Source organism: Brevibacterium gallinarum, from assembly GCF_014836885.1.
GTDB lineage: Bacteria > Actinomycetota > Actinomycetes > Actinomycetales > Brevibacteriaceae > Brevibacterium > Brevibacterium gallinarum.
The window spans coordinates 1-17,070 of record NZ_JACSPY010000011.1; the positions used below are offsets into that span (position 1 = coordinate 1).

The window sequence follows — 17,070 nt, forward strand, 5'->3', positions numbered from 1 at the left end:
TGAGTGTGGTTACCCACTTCGATATCGGAGGTCTTCTTTCACCTCAAATCCCGATCACAACCTCCCGAGGAAGTACATCTAGATCTCAGCTGTACCTCCAGGTGAAGGCCTGATTCTGAGACCACGACATGGATCGCACGATAACCGGATTCTCTGGGGTGAGAAACATAGTCTCGTCGGTCCACGATCCGATCGGACCAGCGGTCGCAGAGTGCGGTGTCGAACCGGATCAGCTCTGCTAACGAATCGACGACAACCCGTAGACCGCCAATATCCTGCATTCTTGAGAAATCTAGCCCGGGCTCTCGGATGCACAGCTTCTCCACGATTGTTGCTTCTCTCTTGAGCCGTTGAGTCACGCTGGCTTCGATGCTGAGCTGAGACGCGAGGCTTCTCAGCTCGGTGTTCAGATCGACCATCGGCCGGTTGAAGCGGGATCGATGAGCTTGCATCGTCCTGATCGCTCCCTGGAATTCTGCCAAGGTCGCTTCACCGCGCATGTACTTGCGCATGATCGAGCCAGCTTTGCGAAGAGCAGACCTCGAAGGAGGTGGAGAAGTTCCTGTGTTCATGCCTGTCAGCCTAAGACGAGGCACGGACGTTGGGCGTGTCCGCCGCCTAGCTCAGACTGCTGATCGTCCGATTCTCGCTCTCGCTCATGTGGACGAAACGCCTCACCCCGGCCGGTGCTCGGTGAAGACCTCCTCGAACACGGCGGTGCCGAACTTCCGGTAGTCGGTGCCGTCGTCGTACCACTCATCGAGGTCCTCGACCCCGCCGCCGTCGGTGAAGCCGAGCTCCTCGATCCGCGTGCTCCACTTCTCACCGGCAGCGCTCATGTCATCGGCCAGGCTGTCCTGCCCGGCCTGCTCACCGGCTTCGCGGCTCATCTTCTGCGTCTGCTCACCGAGTTCCTTCTGCACCTCGGAGGGGAACTCGGTGATGGTCCCGCCGGCGTGCTTGACCGCCCCGACTGCCACGGCATTGCCGCCGACGGAGACCTGCATCTGCCCGTCGAACGCGGCGATCATCGCATCGTAGATGACCTGCTGGTAGGCAAGCGGCAGCTCGCGGTAGGTCTTGCCTGCCATATACGCCCCAGGGGAGCGGGAGAAGCTGTGCTCGGTCGGGTAGGCGATGTGCTTGGCGACGTCGAACATCCCGGATTCGGCGGCCGGGATGAGCTGGCCGAGGTCGCAGTCGATGGTGTTGCGCTGCAGCGCCTCATAGGTCTCCGGGAACGGCAGCGACACCGGAGTCGCACCGAGGTTCTGGATCTGCTCGGACTGGGCTGAGGACCCGATCCGGATCTGCCGGCCGTCGAAGTCCTCAGCAGTCTCCAGCGGGTCGGTGCAGATCGTGTAGTAGCCGCCGGAGGCGATGAGCGGGATGAGCGGGCTCAGCCCCTGCGCCTCGAACTCCTCGACCAGCGCATCGGAGCCCCACGCCACCTCGGCGCCGGCGGCATTGGCGACGAGCTCACCGGCATACGGCGAGGTCGGCAGCACCGCAAGCGAGGTGCTCATCGCATCGAAGACGGGGAACTCGGCCGGGTCGTAGGCCGGCAGCGTGAAGGCCAGATCGACGCGCCCGTCGGCGAGCGCATCGTGGACTTCGGTGTAGCCGGCGATCGCCTGACCCCACACGATGTCGACACTGATCTTGCCGCCCGAGCGCTTCTCGATCTCCTCAGCCAGCACCGTGCCGCCGGGAGCCATGACGGACTTCTCGCTGGCAGCCGTCGGCTGGTAGGTGATCGTCACCGGGTCCAGGTCGGCCAGGGCCGCATCGACGTCGGCCTGCGCGGCACCGTAGTCGAAGCCGCTGCCGGCGCCTGCCCCGTTCGTCGACGGGCCGCCGGCCGATCCTGCGCATCCGGCCAGCAGCACCGTCGCCGAGGCGGTCGCTGCGGTGGCGAGCAGGCGGCGGGTGAGTGCCGGGCGGGGTGATGATCCGGAGGCAGGCAGTCGTGTCATGCCATTCATCCTATGGACAGCGCACGCGCAGCGGCCTATGAGAGTCCTCACATACCGCTGCGCGTGGGTGCCGCTCAGCTGTTCAGCCGCCCAGGCGGCTGGCCGGTCAGCTCGGGCGGTGCTCCATCGCCTTGCCGTTCTCGTAGTTGTGCTTGGCGAAGTCGGTGTAGTCGGTGTCCGTGTTGTACCACTCGTCGAAGTCGCCGGTCTCACCGTCGTCGACGTAGCCGAGGTCCTCGACCGCGCGCTGCTGGCGCTTGGTCGCCTCGGCGATCGCGTCGATGTTCTCCTGGCTCAGCTTGCCGTCGCTGACGGCCTGCTTGATGAGCTCCTGGGAGTACTCGCCGACGGTCTCCTGCACGTCATCGTCGAACGGCTTGACCTCACCGCCGGCTGCCTTCGCCTGGCTGATGGCATCGGCGTTGCCGTCGATGACGGCCTTCATGCCGCCGGAGGTGGCCAGCGCATTGGAGTCGAAGATGATCTGCTGGTAGGCCAGCGGCAGCTCCTTGAACTTCTGGCCGGCCAGGTAGGCGCCGGCGGTGCGCGAGAAGGAGTGGTCGGTGGTGTAGCCGAGGTTCGGGGCGACATCGAAGATGCCGGACTCGGCTGAGGGCACGAGCTGGCCGAGCGTGCAGTCGACGGTGCCGCGCTGCAGCGCCTCATAGGTCTCCGGGTATGGCAGCGAGACCGGTGAGCCGCCGAGCTTCGTCACCTGTGCCGCCTGTGCCTGCGAGGCGATGCGGATCTGGCGTCCCTTCCAGTCATCGGCTGACGAAGTCGGCTCTGCGCACACGTTGTAGTACCCGCCCGAGGCGGCGAAGGGGGTCAGCGGGACGAGGCCCTTGGACTCGTATTCCTCGAGCGCCTCCGGGATCTGCCAGGCGATGTCGCTGCCGACGGCGTTGGTCACGAGCTCGCCGGCGAACGGCGAGGCCGGCTGGTCGGCCATCGCAGTGCCGATCGCATCGATGACCGGGAACTCATCGGGGAAGTAGCCCGGCAGCGTGTAGGCCATGTCGACGCGGCCGTCGGCCAGGGCGTCATGCACCTCGGCGTAGGAGGCGATTGCCTGACCCCACACGATGTCGACGGTGATCTTGCCGCCGGAGCGCTCCTCGACGATCTCCTTGAACACGGTGCCTGTCGGGGCCATGACCGACTGCGCGCTGGCCGACGAGGGCTGGTACTTGATGGTGACCGGGTCGAGGTCCTTGATGAGCTCATCGACTTCGGACTGGTCGGCGCCGTACTCGAAGCCGTCGCCGCCGCCTTCGCCTCCGCCGCCCCCGCCGGCGCTGCCGGCGCAGGCGCTGAGGGTCAGTGTGAGTGCGGCGCCGGCAGCCAGGGCACCGGTGGTCTGCGCCCGCCGCGTCTTCGTCAGGTGGGTTGTCACGAGAGTCTCCTTCTCTTGCTGCGCCGGGTCAAGCCCCGGCAGGCTGTGCCGGCAGCGCCGCCGGCGGTGTGGGTCGGGGTCTGGCACCGGGTGGCAGCAGACCGAATGGGTGCGTTTGGTGGTCATCGTCATCCGCCGGCAGGGTTCATCTGGGTCGGCAGCCAGGTCGCCATCTCCGGGAACAGGATCATGAGGGCGAGGAACAGCACGGCGATCGGCAGGAACCACAGCAGGGCGGTGAACACGTCCTTGAGTGTGATGGTGTGCCCGAGGTTGACCTCGGGGGCCTTGGCGATGTTGTGGACGATGTAGGACAGGATGCCCACCGGCGGGGTGATCATGCCGAGCTCGCCGAGCAGCACGACGAACACGCCGAACCACAGCGCCGAGACGTCCATCGCGTCGAGGGTCGGCAGCAGGATCGGGATCGTCAGCAGCATCATCGACAGGGTGTCGAAGAACATGCCCATGATGAGGTAGATGACGACGAGCACGAGCAGGAAGCTGATCCGCGACAGCCCGAGGTCGGTGATGAATCCGGTGATCATCGGCGCCAGGCCGGTGATGGCCAGCAGCTTCGTCAGCATCTCCGCGCCGATCATGATGAAGAAGATCGCAGCTGTTGCGCTCACCGTCGAGATCGCCGCCTGGCCCACACGGGTCAGCGGCTTGTCGCGGCGGGTGTAGAGCAGGCACAGCAGCAGGGCTGCGAACGCGGCGGCCGCACCGGCCTCGGTCGGGGTGAAGGCGCCGGAGAACATGCCGCCGAAGAGCACGATGAGGATGAGCGGGAAGCCCCAGATGTCACCAAGGGAACGGAACCGGTCCCGCCAGGTCGAGGCCACCGCCTCGGCGCCGGTATCCCTGCCCTTGCCCACGAGAGCCGGGGCGAAGAGGCCGAGGACGAAGATGAAGATCGCGAAGGTGACCGCCAGCAGGATTCCCGGCAGGGTGCCGGCGATGAGCTGCGGGCCGACCGGCACCGAGGCGATGCCGGCATAGACGACGAGCAGGATCGACGGCGGGATGAGGTTGCCGGGCAGGCCCGCGACGATGACGGTGCCCACGGCCACCCGCCGGTCATAGCCGGCACGCAGCATCTCCGGGATGCCGGCGCGGCCGAGCGCATACGTCATGCCGATCGTCGAGCCGGACACCGAGGACAGGCCCGCACCGGCGGCGGTCGTGCCGATGCCGATGCCGCCGGGCAGCCACGAGAACCAGTGATCGGCAGCCCGGTAGATCTTCGACGTCAGCCCCGACTGGGTCAGCAGCATGCCCATGAAGATGAACATCGGCAGCACCGAGTACGACCACTGCGAGACCGAATGGAACGGCGAGGTCGAGAGGATGTTGACGGTGGCCGGGATGCCGGAGAGCGCGTAGACGCCGATGAGGCTGGGCACCGCGAGTGCGATCGCAGCAGGCACAGCGAGGAAGAGCAGGATGAGCATCATCGCGATGCACCACATGCCGGCGATCTGCGGGGTGGGGCTGGTGAACAGCCCGGCGAGGCAGCCGGCGAAGAGCGCCAGGCCGATGCCGAGTGTCAGCCAGCTGCCGCGGCCGGTGCGGGCTGCCTGGGCGGCGCGGACCTCGGCCTTCTTGTCGGCGGGCAGCAGCTGCGTGGGGGAGATGGTCATGGCCTGCCTCAGATGATGGTCTCTTCGATGTCCCGTTCGGCCGTCTCACCGGTGAGCGGATTGACCTCGGGATTGCGGGTGCGGGCGGTGATGACGATGTCGACGACGAACAGTGCGGTGAGCATGACGAACACGACCGGGACGAGGAAGTACACCGGCCAGGCGGTGATGTCGGTGACCCCGGCGGTCGCGCCCATGTCCATGCGCTTGAGCGCCTCCTGCAGCCCGAACCACGCGAACCCGACGCTGACAAGCGCGCCGAGGGCGTAGCCGAAGATCTTCATGATCGCCTGCGGCAGCGGGGCGAGCCGGTCTGACAGGAGGGAGACGGTGATGTGCTCCTTCTGCAGCTGTGCGGCCGGGATGCCGAGCAGGGCGACGAAGGGCAGGTACCAGAAGGCGACGATCTCGTTGGTGCCGAAGATCGGGGCGTTGAAGAGGAACCGCGAGAGTGCGTGGATGACGATGTGGGCCATCATGAGCACGACGGCGATCGCGGTGAGGATCGACAGGGATCTGTCGAGCAGCGCGTTGAGCCTGGACACCAGTGTCACCTCGGTTCGTATCACGGTTCGCCGCCCGCTGGTGCGGGCGCCACGGCGTCAGCTGAAGTTGACGTTAGTATCAAGTTAATGATTGTTCAGCCAGTTTTCAAGAACTTTCTATGACCTGAGACACAGTCGAGACAGATGGCCGCCGCCGGCTCGATGAGACGGCGACGGCCGGGGCAGTCGCGCTGCCCCGGCCGTGCCGGTGAAGATCCCGTTCCCGAGGCGGCGGCTGGGATGCCGGCTGCGCCTCACGGGCGGTGTCAGAGGAGTTCGAGGATGGTGGCGTTGGCCTGGCCGCCGCCTTCGCACATCGTCTGCAGGCCGTACCTGATGCCCTGGTTGGCCATGTGGTGGACCATCGTCGTCATGAGGCGCGCGCCCGAGCCGCCGAGCGGGTGGCCCAGCGCGATCGCCCCGCCGTTGGGGTTCATGAGCGTCGTGTCGGCCTCGAGGTCCTTGGCCCAGGCCAGCGGCACCGAGGCGAAGGCCTCGTTGACTTCGAAGACGCCGATGTCCGACATCGACAGGCCCGAGCGCTTGAGCACCTTCTGGGTCGCCGGGATCGGGCCGGTGAGCATGATGACCGGGTCGGTGCCGGCCAGCACCGCAGTGTGCACGCGGGCGATCGGCTTGAGTCCGAGCTCGCGGGCCTTCTGGGAGGTCATCATGAGCAGGGCTGCTGAGCCGTCGGAGATCTGGGAGGCGTTGCCGGCGGTGATGACGCCGTCTGCGCGGAAGACGGTCTTGAGCTTGGACAGGCCCTCGACGGTGCCGCCGCGGCGGATGCCCTCATCGGCGGTGATCATGCCGTGCTCAGTCTCGACCGGCACGATCTGGGACTCGAAGGCCCCAGCGTCGGTGGCCGCCGCTGCCCGCTCGTGGGATTCGATCGCGAATTCATCGAGCTGCGTGCGGCCGAAGCCCCACTGCTCGGCGATCATCTCCGCGCCGATCCCCTGGTTGGGGAACACACCGTCGTAGCGGGCGAGGAAGCGCTCGCCGTAGGGGCTCTTGCCCATGAGCGAGGAGCCCATCGGATTGCGCGACATCGACTCGACGCCACCGGCGATGACGACATCGTAGTGACCGGCCATGAGCCCGGCGGCGGCGAAGTGCACCGACTGCTGGGACGAGCCGCACTGGCGGTCGACCGTGACGCCGGGCACCGACTCCGGCAGGCCGGCCGACAGCGCTGCGGTGCGGGCGATGTCACCGGTCTGCTCGCCGGCCTGGGTGACATTGCCCCAGATGACATCGTCAATGACGACCGGGTCGATGCCGGTGGTCGTCACGAGGTCCTCAATGACAAGCGCGGAGAGGTCAGCGGGGTGGATGCCGGAGAGCACGCCCTCGCGCTTACCGGTCGGGGTGCGGCGGGCGGCGACGATGACTGCGTCGTTCATGTGGATTCCTTCGTCAGCGGTGCAGTGAGTGTGACCGAGCTCAACTGTAGCCAGCCGCTCACCGGCCTCTGCGACTGGGGTCACACTCGGGGTATCAGGCGAATGATTCCGGGGCGAGTCCCGCCTCGGCGAAGGCCTTCTCGTACACCTCGGCCGGCAGGTCGATCCACAGCCCGGTCGAGCGCGCACAGACCTTCCCGTCGTGCCGGATCTCGCCGACCAGGTGCTTCTTGCGGCCCTCGATGCGGTCGACCCAGGCGACGACGGTGACCTCGGTGCCGAGCGGAGTGCCGTCGAAGTAGTCGATCGACAGCATCCGGGTCAGCGCCGGCGGCGGGGCATCGGTGTTGGCAGCAGCGCCCATCACGTGATCGAGCAGCATCGCCACCACCCCGCCGTGCGCGCGGGTGGGCGGGCCCTCATAGGGTGCGCTGAGCGTCACGGTGCCCTCGGCGCGGCCGTCGGCGTAGCTGAGCTCCATCGGCGGGGCGATCGGATTGCGCAGCGAGGTCACCGGGCTGCGGTCGTTGGGCAGATAGGAATCCCGGACCCCGCGTGCCGGCGCCGCCTGCGACGGATCGGCGGCGAGTGCCTGCAGCTGCCCGGCCAGCTCCCCGACCCGCGCAGCCAGAGCCGCCTCGTCGTCGGTGGCCACGAGCGCGTCGATGAGCTCGCGGGTCAGCTCCGCCGTGTGGGCGATATAGGGGGTGACCTGGGACTGATTGTGACGGTTCATCTCACTCCTCGCAGGCTTCGCGTCTCGCCTCTTCGATGCTTCTTGTGTGAGACAGATCAAGCCAGTAGTCTGCTGAACAATCGTTCGATACCGGATTCAATCTATCCGCCGGCATCGACCGTGGCAAGGGCGCACACGCCCTGCCGGCACAATCTCACGGCGAAAAGGGAGAGTATGAAGGCCATCCACGTCACCCGCCTCAACGGCCCGGGTGCAGTCGAGCTGCAGGACGCACCCGCACCATCTCCGGCCGAGGGCGAAGTTCTCATCGAGGTCGCCTGCGCCGGGGTCACCTTCCCCGAGCTGCTCCAGACCTACGGGCAGTACCAGACCAAGCATGAACCGCCCTTCATCCTCGGCTCCGAACTCGCCGGCACCGTCGTCGAGTCCCGTTCCTCCCGCTTCGCACCCGGTGACCGGGTTGCTGCGATCATCCCGAGCGGGGCCTTCGCCCAGTTCGCCACCGCGCCCGAGGCGATGGTCCTGCCCCTGCCAGACGAGGTCACCCTGGAAGCCGCGGCCGGGATGCCGATGAACGTGCTGACCGCCGACTTCGCCCTGCGCACCCGCGGCAATCTGCAGCCCGGCCAGCGCGTCCTCATCCACGGTGCCGCCGGCGGCCTCGGCTCGGCCTGCGTGCAGATCGCCCTGGCGATGGGCGCTGAGGTCATCGCCGTGGTCTCCAGTGACGAGAAGGCTGCGATGGTCACCGAGCTCGGCGCCCAGCACGTCGTGCGCGCCGACGGCTTCAAAGACGCCGTCAAGGCCATCGCCCCGCGCGGCGTCGACCTCGTCGTCGACCCGGTCGGCGGCGACCGCTTCACCGACTCGCTGCGGTGCCTGACGACCTTCGGCACGCTGCTCGTCCTCGGCTTCACCGCAGGCTCCATCCCCGAAGTCAAGGTCAACCGGCTGCTGCTGAATAACATCTCCGTCGCCGGCGTCGGCTGGGGTGCCGCCCTGCCGTCCGACCCGCTCATGGCCCAGAAGCAGTGGGCCCACCTGCGCGAATACCTCGCAGACGGGCAGCTCAACCCCCACATCCACGCCCGCTTCAGCCTCGACCAGGCCGCAGCGGCGATCGCCGAACTCGAGAACCGCTCGGTGATCGGCAAAGTCATTCTCGACATCCAGGAGGACACCAATGGCTGAGGAGCTCGACGTCACTCTCGACGCCGGCGTCATGACGATCCGGTTCAACCGCCCGCAGGCGCTCAACGCACTCACCCGCGACACCGTCATCGCGCTGAACGAAGCCCTCGACCGCGCCGCGGAGGAGGCCCGGGCCGTCATCCTCACCGGTGACGCACGCGCCTTCTGCTCCGGTGCCGACGTCTCGGCGATGACCGACGGCGAGCTCAAGGGTGTCGGCCTCGACGTCATCAACGAGGCGATCGGCAAGATCCGCGACCTGCGCGTACCCACCGTCGCCGCCGTCTCCGGCCCGGCGGCCGGTGTCGGCTGCTCGTTCGCGCTCATCTGCGACTACGTCATCATGAGCGAGAAGTCCTACCTCATGCTCGCCTTCACCCGCATCGGGCTCATGCCCGACGGCGGCTCGACCGCACTCGTCGCCGCCTCGGCCGGTCGCCACCGCGCCCTGCGGATGGCCCTGACCGGCGAGAAGGTCCACGCCGCCCAGGCCTACGACTGGGGCCTGGCCACCGAGGTCACCGCGCCCGAGGCGTACCTCACCCGGGCACAGGAAGTCGCCTCCCAGCTCGCCGCCGGGCCCACCCTGGCACTCGGCGAGACCGAATGGGCGATCAACCAGGCAACCCTGCACGAACTCGACGCCGCCCTGAACCGCGAAGCGACCGGCCAGGACATGCTCAAGGACTCCGCCGATGCCGCCGAAGGCGTCACGGCGTTCCTCGCCAAGCGCACTCCGACGTTCCGCGGCGCCTGAACCTCTCAGCCGCTGCACTCGCACCGCTCGCATGACATGAAAGGCATACCTTCATGCTGACCGGCAACCGCTCGACCATGGGCGATGACTACCAGCTCAACCTCACCACCTTCCTCCGACATGCCAACCGGACGTTCTCCGATGCACCGGTGACCTACCGCGATCTCGCTGGGCAGTGGCACCAGTCCGACTACGGCGAAGAGTACGCCCGCATCAGCCAGCTCGCCCACGCCCTCGATGAGCTCGGGATCGGTGCCGGCAGCACCGTCGGCGTGATGGACTGGAACTCCCGCCGCCACTTCGAGCTGTACTTCGGCGTGCCGTGCGTGGCCGCGACGATGCTGCAGATGAATCTGCGCCTGGCGGTCCCCGACCTCGCCTATGTCGTCAACCATTCGCAGACCGACTGGGTCTTCGTCGACGAATCGCTGCTGCCGCTGGCCGAGGCCTTCGCTCCCTCGACCTACGTCAAGGGCTGGGTGGTGCTCACCGACAAGCCGCTGAGTGAGATCGAGACGAGCCTGGAGAACGTGTACTCCTATGAGGAGCTCATCGCCTGCAAGCCGACCGACTACGACTGGCAGGTCATCGACGAGAACACCGCCGCCTATGCCGGCTACACCACCGGCACGACCGGCAAGCCCAAGGGAGTGTTCTACTCCCACCGCGGCATGTACCTGCACACGATGGCCTTACTGGCCGGCCTCCAGGTCGACTACACCGACGTCGTCATGCCGATCACGCCGATGTTCCACGTCATCTCCTGGGGCTTCCCGCAGGCGGCGCTGGCCGCCGGCGCCGGTGTCGTGCTGCCGGGCCGCTTCGCCGCCACGGACATCACCCCGGTGGCTGAGGGGTTCACCCGTTTCGGCGTCACCGTCGCCAATGCCGCACCGGCCCTGCTGACTCCGCTGTTCGAGCACTTCAAGGCCCTCGACACTCCGCCGGATCTCTCCCGCACCCGGGTGGTCTCCGGTGCCAGTGAACCGCCGCTTGCGCTGCTCAAGGGGCTGACCGAGCTCACCGGCGTCAAGGTCATCCACGCCTACGGTGCGACCGAGACGACGCCGCTGGTGACCGTCAACTGGCATCTCAAGCCCGGCCTGGAGCTCAGCGAGGATGAGGTGTGGGATCTGCAGCGCTACCAGGGTCTGCCGGTCAGCGGCGTCGACGTCAAGATCGTCGACCCGGCCGGCGCCGAGGTGCCGGCCGGTGAGCAGGGCGAGGTGCTATTCCGTGGACCGTGGATCACGAGCAGCTACCACAACCTCGATGACAGCGCTGAGAGGTTCATGGACGGCTGGTGGCGCTCCGGCGACGCCGGCCTGCTGACCGAGCAGGGCTACCTCAAGCTCACCGACCGGCTCAAGGACGTCATCAAGTCCGGTGGTGAGTGGATCTCCTCGATCGACATGGAGAATGCACTGCTCGATCACCCGCAGGTCGCCGAGGCCGCAGTCATCGCGGTGCCCGACCCCAAGTGGGATGAGCGCCCGGTGGCCTATGTCGTCGCCCGCGAGGACGGTGTGACGAAGGACAGCATCCTCGATGTGCTCGCCGACCGCTTCGCCAAGTGGCAGCTGCCCGATGACGTCGTCTTCTGCGAGGAGCTGCCGCGCACCTCAGTGGGCAAGCTCGATAAGAAGCTGCTGCGCAGCCAGCACCAGCAGCAGGACTGACAGCACCCACTGCTGCAGCACCGATACCTGACAGCGCCGTCAACTGACAGCACACACAGAGGAGCCATCCGTCCCGTACCGGTCCCGGCATGGGAAGGATGGCTCCTTCTGTGCGGGTGTCTTACGGGTGGGTGAGCAGGTACACCCCGTCGCGGCGGCAGGTGACGATCTCCCAGCCGTCTTCCATCAGGCCGGTGAAGGTGTCGCGCAGCGCCATCCGCCAGCGGGTGGCCAGCTCCGGGTCGACACCGCGCAGCGATTCGATATCGCTGGGGATCCGCACGCCGACGACCTCGCACTCACGCGGCACATCGCTCAGCCGCGGCTCACCGTCGACGGTGTCGAGGGCGAAGACCGGCTCGGCATCCTCCAGCACCTCTGGCAGCGGCGGCCGCTCGGGCAGGTCGAGCCGCCACGACACGAGCATCCGGTCGGAGGCCTGACCCTCGTTGACGCCGTCGCGCATCTGACCGTAGAAGTCCTCGTAGTAGTCGAGCGCGTTGACGCCGAGCCGGCTGAAGTTGAAGTAGGCGTTGCGGGCGATGAGCGGATCGAACGTCCACGTCATCTGCTTGATCCCGTGGTTGAGGCACCACAGCCGCTGGTGTAGCTTCATCGCCGCACCGGTGCCGCGTCCCACCTGCTCGTGGCGCACACCGGCGATGTGCGAGTGCATCATCTTGCCCAGCGGCTGACCGAAGAAGCCGATCGTCACGCCGATGAGCGAGTCGTCCTCAGCGTCGAAGGCACCGGCGACATAGTTGCCCGAGTGAGCCAGCGCAACGATGAGCCCGGGCTCGAGCTGGGTGGTGCCGGCCTTGCCGACGTTCCACACTTCATCGAGCAGCAGCGAGGCCTCGGCCGCCTCAGCGGCGGTGTGCAGGCAGCGCATAACGACACCGGCTGACTCCTGTGCCTGGGCGAGCTGTTCCTCGGCTCCGGCGATGATGTTCTCGTTGCTCATGGCCTCATTATTCCACGCCAGCGCACTACCGCCAGGGCACGGGCCTGTCCGCGAGCCGGGCGGGGTCGAAATGTGGCAGGCGGCGGTGTACGTTTGCCCATATGCTCACCGAGACCCCGCTGACTACCGTCATCATCGGCGTCGGCACGATCGGCCTGTCCTGGGCCCGGCTGTTCGCCTCCCACGGACACCGCGTGCGCCTGTTCGATCCCCGCCCGGACCTCGACAAGGTCGCCGAAAGGCTGGCCGCCGAGACCGAGGCGCCAATCGAGGTCTGCCAGTGCCTGACTGAGGCGGTCAACGGTGCTGACCTGGTCCAGGAGTCCGGGCCGGAGAACCTCGAAGCGAAGATCCAGATGTTCGCTGACCTCGTCGACGCCGCCCCGCCTGGCTGCGTGCTCGCCTCCTCGTCCTCAGCGCTGCTGCCGACGAAGATCGCCGCGCGCCTGTCCGATGAGGCCGCCGCCCGCATCCTTGTCAGCCACCCGTACAACCCGCCGCACGTCATGCCCCTGGTCGAGGTCGTCCCCGGTGAGCGCACCGCGCCCGAGGTGGTGGCTGCCCTCCGCGACTTCCTCGTGAGTGTCGGCCGCGTGCCGGTCGTGCTCGAGAAGGAAGCCCCCGGCTTCGTCGGCAACCGGCTGCAGAACGCCCTGCTGCGCGAAGCCACCCACATCGTCGAAGCCGGTATCGCCAGCGCCGACGATGTCGACACGGTGCTGAAGAACTCGCTGGGCATGCGCTGGGCTGCCGTCGGGCTGTTCGGCGGGCTGCACCTCGGCGGGGGAGAAGCCGGGTTCCGCGGGTTCATGGAGCACATCGGCCCGTCCTTCGCACAGATCGACGTGACCGAACCGGACATGTCGGCTGACGGCATGGAGCCGGTCTTCGAACAGGTCGAGCAGGCCTACCCGTCAGCGGAGGTGCTCACCGCCGAACGCGACCGCATGCAGGAGGGTATCCTGCGCCTGCGCGCCGAAGTCGAATCCGGCGACGGGCCCGAAGCCGCCGACGACTGGGACGACGAACCCGAAGAGTGAGGCCGAGCCTGCAGAGTGAGCACCAGCCGGAGGAGTGAGCACCAGCCCGCGGAGTGAACTCGGTGCGGCAGGCTCAGATCCGCAGGGCCTGCGCGGCCTGACTCAGACTGCCGCGCGGTAGAAGTACGTCGTCCGGTTGGTGATGAGCCCGGCGTCGTCGAAGGTGAGGAAGTCGGCGAAGCGCTCGCTGGCCTCCGAACCGTCCTTGAGCGTGCCGGCGAATGATCCCTGCACAGCAGCCTGCTGACCGGAAACGAGCACCTCGGTGACGGTGTGCTGGCCTGCGACGATGATCCGCTCACCGTGGTAGAAGTCAGTGATCGCCTGCCCGACCATCGTCGGGTAGCCCGGCCGGTCGTAGCTGGCGTCGGCGGCGAACAGCGCCGAGGTCGCATCGGCATCACCGGAGTCGACGGTGGCGTAGTAGCGGGCGGCGAGCTCTTCGATGCTGTGCTTCTCAACGGTCACGATCGGTCCTCTCAGCAGGTGGCACGGGCAGGTCTCAACGCCAGTCTACGCCGGTTGAACAGGAGGCCCAGCGGCGACTAGCGTGGGCATCAACCGCCGGCGCACAGGCCGGCCTGCACCGTCGCAGCCGAGGGTAAGCGGTCTGCGAAGGTCGACCGAAAGGAATCACAGATGTCGCAGTATGCAGTCGTCAATCCCGCCACCGGTGAGGTCGTCGAAGAGTTCCCGACCGCCACCGATGAGCAGATCACCGATGCGCTCGCCCGCTCGCACAACGCCTACGCCACCTGGTCCACCACCCCGGTGGAGGAGCGCACCGCAATCCTGTCGAAGGTCGCCAAGATCTACTCGGATCGCGCCGAGGAGCTTGCTGAGATCATCAAGCTCGAGATGGGCAAGGCTGTCCCGGAGGGCAAGGGCGAGGTCGCGCTGTCGAGCATGATCTACCAGTACTTCGCCGACAACGCCGCCGAGTTCATCTCCGAGGAGAAGCTCAAGGGGCCCAAGGACGGCGAGGCCTACCTGCTGCGCAAGCCGGTCGGCTCGCTGCTGGGCATCATGCCGTGGAACTTCCCGTACTACCAGGTCGCCCGCTTCGCCGCACCGAACCTGGCGCTGGGCAACACGATCATCCTCAAGCACGCCCCGCAGTGCCCGCGCTCGGCACAGGTGATGGAGGAGATCTTCGCCGAAGCCGGCCTGCCTGCTGACGCCTACATCAACGTCTACGCCACCAACGAGCAGGTCGCTGACATCATCCTGCCGGATCCGCGCAACCAGGGAGTGTCCCTGACCGGCTCCGAGCGGGCCGGCTCGGCCGTGGCCGCCGAGGCGGGCAAGAACCTCAAGAAGGTCGTGCTCGAACTCGGCGGCTCCGACCCCTACGTCGTGCTCGACTCCGCTGACGTCGCCGCGACCGCCAAGACGCTGTTCCAGGCGCGGATGGGCAACACCGGCCAGGCCTGCAACTCGCCCAAGCGCATGATCGTCATGGACGACATCTACGACGAGTTCGTCGAGAAGATCACGGAATCAGCCAAGAAGTTCACCCCGGCTGACCCGCTGGCAGAGGACTCGCGGCTGAGCCCGCTGTCGTCGAAGGCAGCGCAGGAGCGGTTCATGGAGCAGGTCGAGGCGACGGTCTCCGACGGCGCGACCCTGCTGGCCGGTGGCAAGGCCTATGAGGGAGAGGGCGCCTTCGTCGAGCCGGTCGTGCTCACCGATGTGCAGAAGGGCAAGCGCGGCTACTACGAGGAGCTCTTCGGCCCGGCGTTCATGATCTTCCGCGTCTCCTCCGACGAGGAGGCCGTCGAGCTGGCCAACGACACCCCGTTCGGTCTCGGTTCGGCCGTGTTCAGCTCGGATATGAGCCGGGCGGAGAAGGTCGCCGGGCAGCTGCAGGCTGGCATGGTCTTCGTCAACGGACCCGAGCAGTCCCGGGAGTACCTGCCCTTCGGCGGTGTGAAGCGCTCCGGCGTCGGCCGTGAGCTCGGCCCGCTGGCGATGGACGAGTTCTGCAACAAGCAGCTGTACTACAAGAACAGCTGATCACAGGGCATGACGATGGCCCGCCGGGTTCGCCCGGCGGGCCATCTCCTTTTTTGCCGCGTGCGATCAGCGTGCCGGCTCAGCTTTCACTGCTTCTTCGTCCGCCGGGTGAAGGCGACGACTGCGGTGCCGACGGCCAGCAGTCCTGCAGCAGCAAGCAGCGCGGTCAGTTCGACGCCGGTGCGCGGCAGCCCCGCACCTGCCCCTTGCGTGTGCGAACCGTCAGCCTTCGACGTGTCCGCCTGCGAACGGTCCGTCTTCGAGCCGCTGTTCTTCTTATCGGCCGCCTTCTCATCCTTGTGCGCATCCCCACCGGGCGCACCGGTGTCATCTCCGTCGCCGTCTCGGGTTTCGATGACCTCGATGGTCTTGGTCCGGGTGACGGTCTTATCGCCTTGGGTGAAGGTGACGGTGACGGTGTCGCCGATGCTGAAGGCGCTGGGGCTCTTAGGCGAGTACATGATGTAGGACAGAGAGTCGCCGGTTGAGGTGTGCGTCTTGTTCAGCAGGCTGTCGGTGACGGTGGCGTCCTGCTTGATGCCGGTGACCATGACCCGGATGCCGGAGTTCTTGTCCGTCAGGGTGATGTCGGTGGCCTTCGCTGCGGAGAGGGTCACCTGCGGGTCGGATACCGCCGGGTCTGTGTCTCCGTCTTTCCTCTCCGCCTCGTCTGCTGCCGGCGTGGCGGTCTCAGCAGGCGCTTCTGCCATGGGGGGACTCGGGGACAGCCGGTGTTTCAGTGCTCGAGGTTTCGATCCCAGTTGCGTCTCCAGCGCTGGGATTGGCGTATGCTCCCGCAGCTCCGAGAAACGAGCTGGCGCTGACGAGCGCTGCCGCTGCAGTGGTGGCGACCAAGCAGCGAATGAGAGTGCGATTCATGGCCTTTTCCTTCCAGGAAATGTGTGATTAATGAATGCACTCTGAGCGAAAGCTGAGCAATTATATAAGCAAAAGGCTCATGCGTGAGTTGTGACGTATGCCGACCGAACCGACACAAATGCACTGGTGATCGACGTCGAACCGACATGTTCTGGCCGTTTTGTGACCCGCATTTGCGGATGGCGGGTGGGTTCCGGCGGACGTTGCATCCAAGCTGTCGGCTGTGCGGTCGTGACTGTGCGCGGACATGGCTGTGGCCCGCCGGGAGAATCCCCAGCGGGCCACAGATTGTCAGCTTCTCAGCTGTCAGTCATCACTGCTTGGTGCTCTTGCGTCGGCCGACCACCATGGCGGCAGCTCCGACGGCCAGCAGGCTGGCGGCGCCGTAGAGCGCGGTCAGGTCCGAACCGGTGCGCGGCAGCTCGTTGCGGTCGCGGTCACGGCCCTTGTCGGAGTCACCGCCGCCCTTGCTGTCGTCATCGGCATGGACGGAGAAGGTTCCGTCGCTCTCGCCGTCGCCGCAGATGACAGTGACGGAGTAAGTGCCGGTGTACGCAGAGTCCGGAGCGTTGCCCGTACCGTGGATGTGCTCGATGACGGCGGTGCCGTCGTCGTTGGTGTCGGCGTCGACTTCGTAGCTCAGTTCGCCGTTCTCATGTTCGATGATGAACGTTGCTGCCTCGCCGGGGTAGCAGTTCGTGACGGTGAGCTCGACGCCCTTGTTCTCATTGCGGAAGTCGGTGACGCTGATCTTCTGCGGTGAGATCTTCAGCTTCGGCTCCATGCTTTCGTCGTCGCTGTCGTCCTCAGCGATGATCGTGACGGTGAAGTCGAAGGTCTTCGACTCTTCACCCTCGCGGCTGACGGTGACGGTGAAG

At 66.6% G+C, this 17,070-nt stretch carries 16 protein-coding genes; 5 read left to right on the forward strand and 11 right to left on the reverse strand.

Annotated features, from left to right (window positions below; translation table 11 throughout):
• Positions 1-38 precede the first annotated feature (38 nt).
• The 7 genes from H9634_RS10815 to H9634_RS10845 form a co-directional block, all read right to left on the reverse strand.
• Positions 39-572 (reverse strand): RelA/SpoT domain-containing protein, encoded by a 534-nt coding sequence (locus tag H9634_RS10815; RefSeq protein ID WP_191726664.1) that lies wholly within the window; start codon positions 570-572, stop codon positions 39-41.
• 102 nt (positions 573-674) lie between these two features.
• A complete protein-coding gene (locus tag H9634_RS10820) occupies positions 675-1,976 on the reverse strand; it encodes a TRAP transporter substrate-binding protein (RefSeq protein WP_191726665.1) in 1,302 nt (433 codons plus the stop codon).
• A gap of 106 nt (positions 1,977-2,082) precedes the next feature.
• The gene (dctP, locus tag H9634_RS10825; RefSeq protein ID WP_318245085.1) at positions 2,083-3,372 is read right to left on the reverse strand and encodes a TRAP transporter substrate-binding protein DctP; all 1,290 of its coding nucleotides are present in this window, start codon (positions 3,370-3,372) and stop codon (positions 2,083-2,085) included.
• 128 nt (positions 3,373-3,500) lie between these two features.
• Entirely contained in the window at positions 3,501-5,015 is a 1,515-nt protein-coding gene (locus tag H9634_RS10830) for a TRAP transporter large permease (RefSeq protein WP_191726667.1), read from the reverse strand.
• Between the two features lie 8 nt (positions 5,016-5,023).
• Entirely contained in the window at positions 5,024-5,560 is a 537-nt protein-coding gene (locus tag H9634_RS10835) for a TRAP transporter small permease (RefSeq protein WP_191726668.1), read from the reverse strand.
• Positions 5,561-5,826: 266 nt separating this feature from the next.
• On the reverse strand, positions 5,827-6,969 hold the full coding sequence (locus tag H9634_RS10840; protein ID WP_191726669.1) for a thiolase family protein: 1,143 nt from the start codon (positions 6,967-6,969) through the stop codon (positions 5,827-5,829).
• Positions 6,970-7,063: 94 nt separating this feature from the next.
• Positions 7,064-7,705, reverse strand: coding sequence for a PaaI family thioesterase (locus H9634_RS10845; protein ID WP_191726670.1), 642 nt, complete (start codon positions 7,703-7,705; stop codon positions 7,064-7,066).
• A 174-nt stretch (positions 7,706-7,879) separates the two neighbouring features.
• On the opposite strand from H9634_RS10845, the gene H9634_RS10850 reads away from it, so the two are divergent.
• Genes H9634_RS10850 through H9634_RS10860 form a run of 3 tightly spaced genes read left to right on the forward strand, consistent with a single transcriptional unit; the run spans position 7,880 to position 11,293 of the window.
• A complete protein-coding gene (locus H9634_RS10850; protein ID WP_191726671.1) occupies positions 7,880-8,857 on the forward strand; it encodes an NADPH:quinone oxidoreductase family protein in 978 nt (325 codons plus the stop codon).
• Positions 8,850-9,614: an enoyl-CoA hydratase gene (locus H9634_RS10855; RefSeq protein ID WP_191726672.1), complete on the forward strand. Its 765-nt coding sequence runs from the start codon at positions 8,850-8,852 to the stop codon at positions 9,612-9,614. Before H9634_RS10850 ends, H9634_RS10855 begins: the two co-directional genes overlap by 8 nt.
• Before the next feature lie 53 nt (positions 9,615-9,667).
• Positions 9,668-11,293: a long-chain-fatty-acid--CoA ligase gene (locus H9634_RS10860; protein WP_191726673.1), complete on the forward strand. Its 1,626-nt coding sequence runs from the start codon at positions 9,668-9,670 to the stop codon at positions 11,291-11,293.
• Positions 11,294-11,414: 121 nt separating this feature from the next.
• Here H9634_RS10860 and H9634_RS10865 read toward each other — a convergent pair whose 3' ends face one another.
• On the reverse strand, positions 11,415-12,257 hold the full coding sequence (locus tag H9634_RS10865) for a hypothetical protein (RefSeq protein ID WP_191726674.1): 843 nt from the start codon (positions 12,255-12,257) through the stop codon (positions 11,415-11,417).
• A 101-nt stretch (positions 12,258-12,358) separates the two neighbouring features.
• On the opposite strand from H9634_RS10865, the gene H9634_RS10870 reads away from it, so the two are divergent.
• Complete coding sequence (locus tag H9634_RS10870; RefSeq protein ID WP_191726675.1) at positions 12,359-13,297, forward strand: 3-hydroxyacyl-CoA dehydrogenase NAD-binding domain-containing protein; 939 nt, start codon at positions 12,359-12,361, stop codon at positions 13,295-13,297.
• A gap of 102 nt (positions 13,298-13,399) precedes the next feature.
• Here the strand turns inward: H9634_RS10870 and H9634_RS10875 are convergent, their stop codons facing one another.
• The gene (locus H9634_RS10875) at positions 13,400-13,765 is read right to left on the reverse strand and encodes a nuclear transport factor 2 family protein (RefSeq protein WP_191726676.1); all 366 of its coding nucleotides are present in this window, start codon (positions 13,763-13,765) and stop codon (positions 13,400-13,402) included.
• 171 nt (positions 13,766-13,936) lie between these two features.
• On the opposite strand from H9634_RS10875, the gene H9634_RS10880 reads away from it, so the two are divergent.
• On the forward strand, positions 13,937-15,313 hold the full coding sequence (locus tag H9634_RS10880) for an NAD-dependent succinate-semialdehyde dehydrogenase (RefSeq protein WP_191726677.1): 1,377 nt from the start codon (positions 13,937-13,939) through the stop codon (positions 15,311-15,313).
• Between the two features lie 86 nt (positions 15,314-15,399).
• Here the strand turns inward: H9634_RS10880 and H9634_RS10885 are convergent, their stop codons facing one another.
• Positions 15,400-16,023, reverse strand: a complete 624-nt coding sequence (locus H9634_RS10885) for an LPXTG cell wall anchor domain-containing protein (protein ID WP_191726678.1) — start codon at positions 16,021-16,023, stop codon at positions 15,400-15,402.
• A gap of 482 nt (positions 16,024-16,505) precedes the next feature.
• Positions 16,506-17,070: LPXTG cell wall anchor domain-containing protein (locus H9634_RS10890; protein WP_191726679.1), on the reverse strand; the 565-nt coding region annotated here is incomplete at its 5' end.

Coding starts and splice junctions, on each gene's coding strand:
- H9634_RS10815 (WP_191726664.1), bottom strand. CDS start 572: ATGAACACAGGAACTTCTCCACCTCCTTCGAGGTCTGCTCTTCGCAAA.
- H9634_RS10820 (WP_191726665.1), bottom strand. CDS start 1,976: ATGACACGACTGCCTGCCTCCGGATCATCACCCCGCCCGGCACTCACC.
- H9634_RS10830 (WP_191726667.1), bottom strand. CDS start 5,015: ATGACCATCTCCCCCACGCAGCTGCTGCCCGCCGACAAGAAGGCCGAG.
- H9634_RS10840 (WP_191726669.1), bottom strand. CDS start 6,969: ATGAACGACGCAGTCATCGTCGCCGCCCGCCGCACCCCGACCGGTAAG.
- H9634_RS10845 (WP_191726670.1), bottom strand. CDS start 7,705: ATGAACCGTCACAATCAGTCCCAGGTCACCCCCTATATCGCCCACACG.
- H9634_RS10850 (WP_191726671.1), top strand. CDS start 7,880: ATGAAGGCCATCCACGTCACCCGCCTCAACGGCCCGGGTGCAGTCGAG.
- H9634_RS10855 (WP_191726672.1), top strand. CDS start 8,850: ATGGCTGAGGAGCTCGACGTCACTCTCGACGCCGGCGTCATGACGATC.
- H9634_RS10860 (WP_191726673.1), top strand. CDS start 9,668: ATGCTGACCGGCAACCGCTCGACCATGGGCGATGACTACCAGCTCAAC.
- H9634_RS10865 (WP_191726674.1), bottom strand. CDS start 12,257: ATGAGCAACGAGAACATCATCGCCGGAGCCGAGGAACAGCTCGCCCAG.
- H9634_RS10870 (WP_191726675.1), top strand. CDS start 12,359: ATGCTCACCGAGACCCCGCTGACTACCGTCATCATCGGCGTCGGCACG.
- H9634_RS10880 (WP_191726677.1), top strand. CDS start 13,937: ATGTCGCAGTATGCAGTCGTCAATCCCGCCACCGGTGAGGTCGTCGAA.
- H9634_RS10885 (WP_191726678.1), bottom strand. CDS start 16,023: ATGGCAGAAGCGCCTGCTGAGACCGCCACGCCGGCAGCAGACGAGGCG.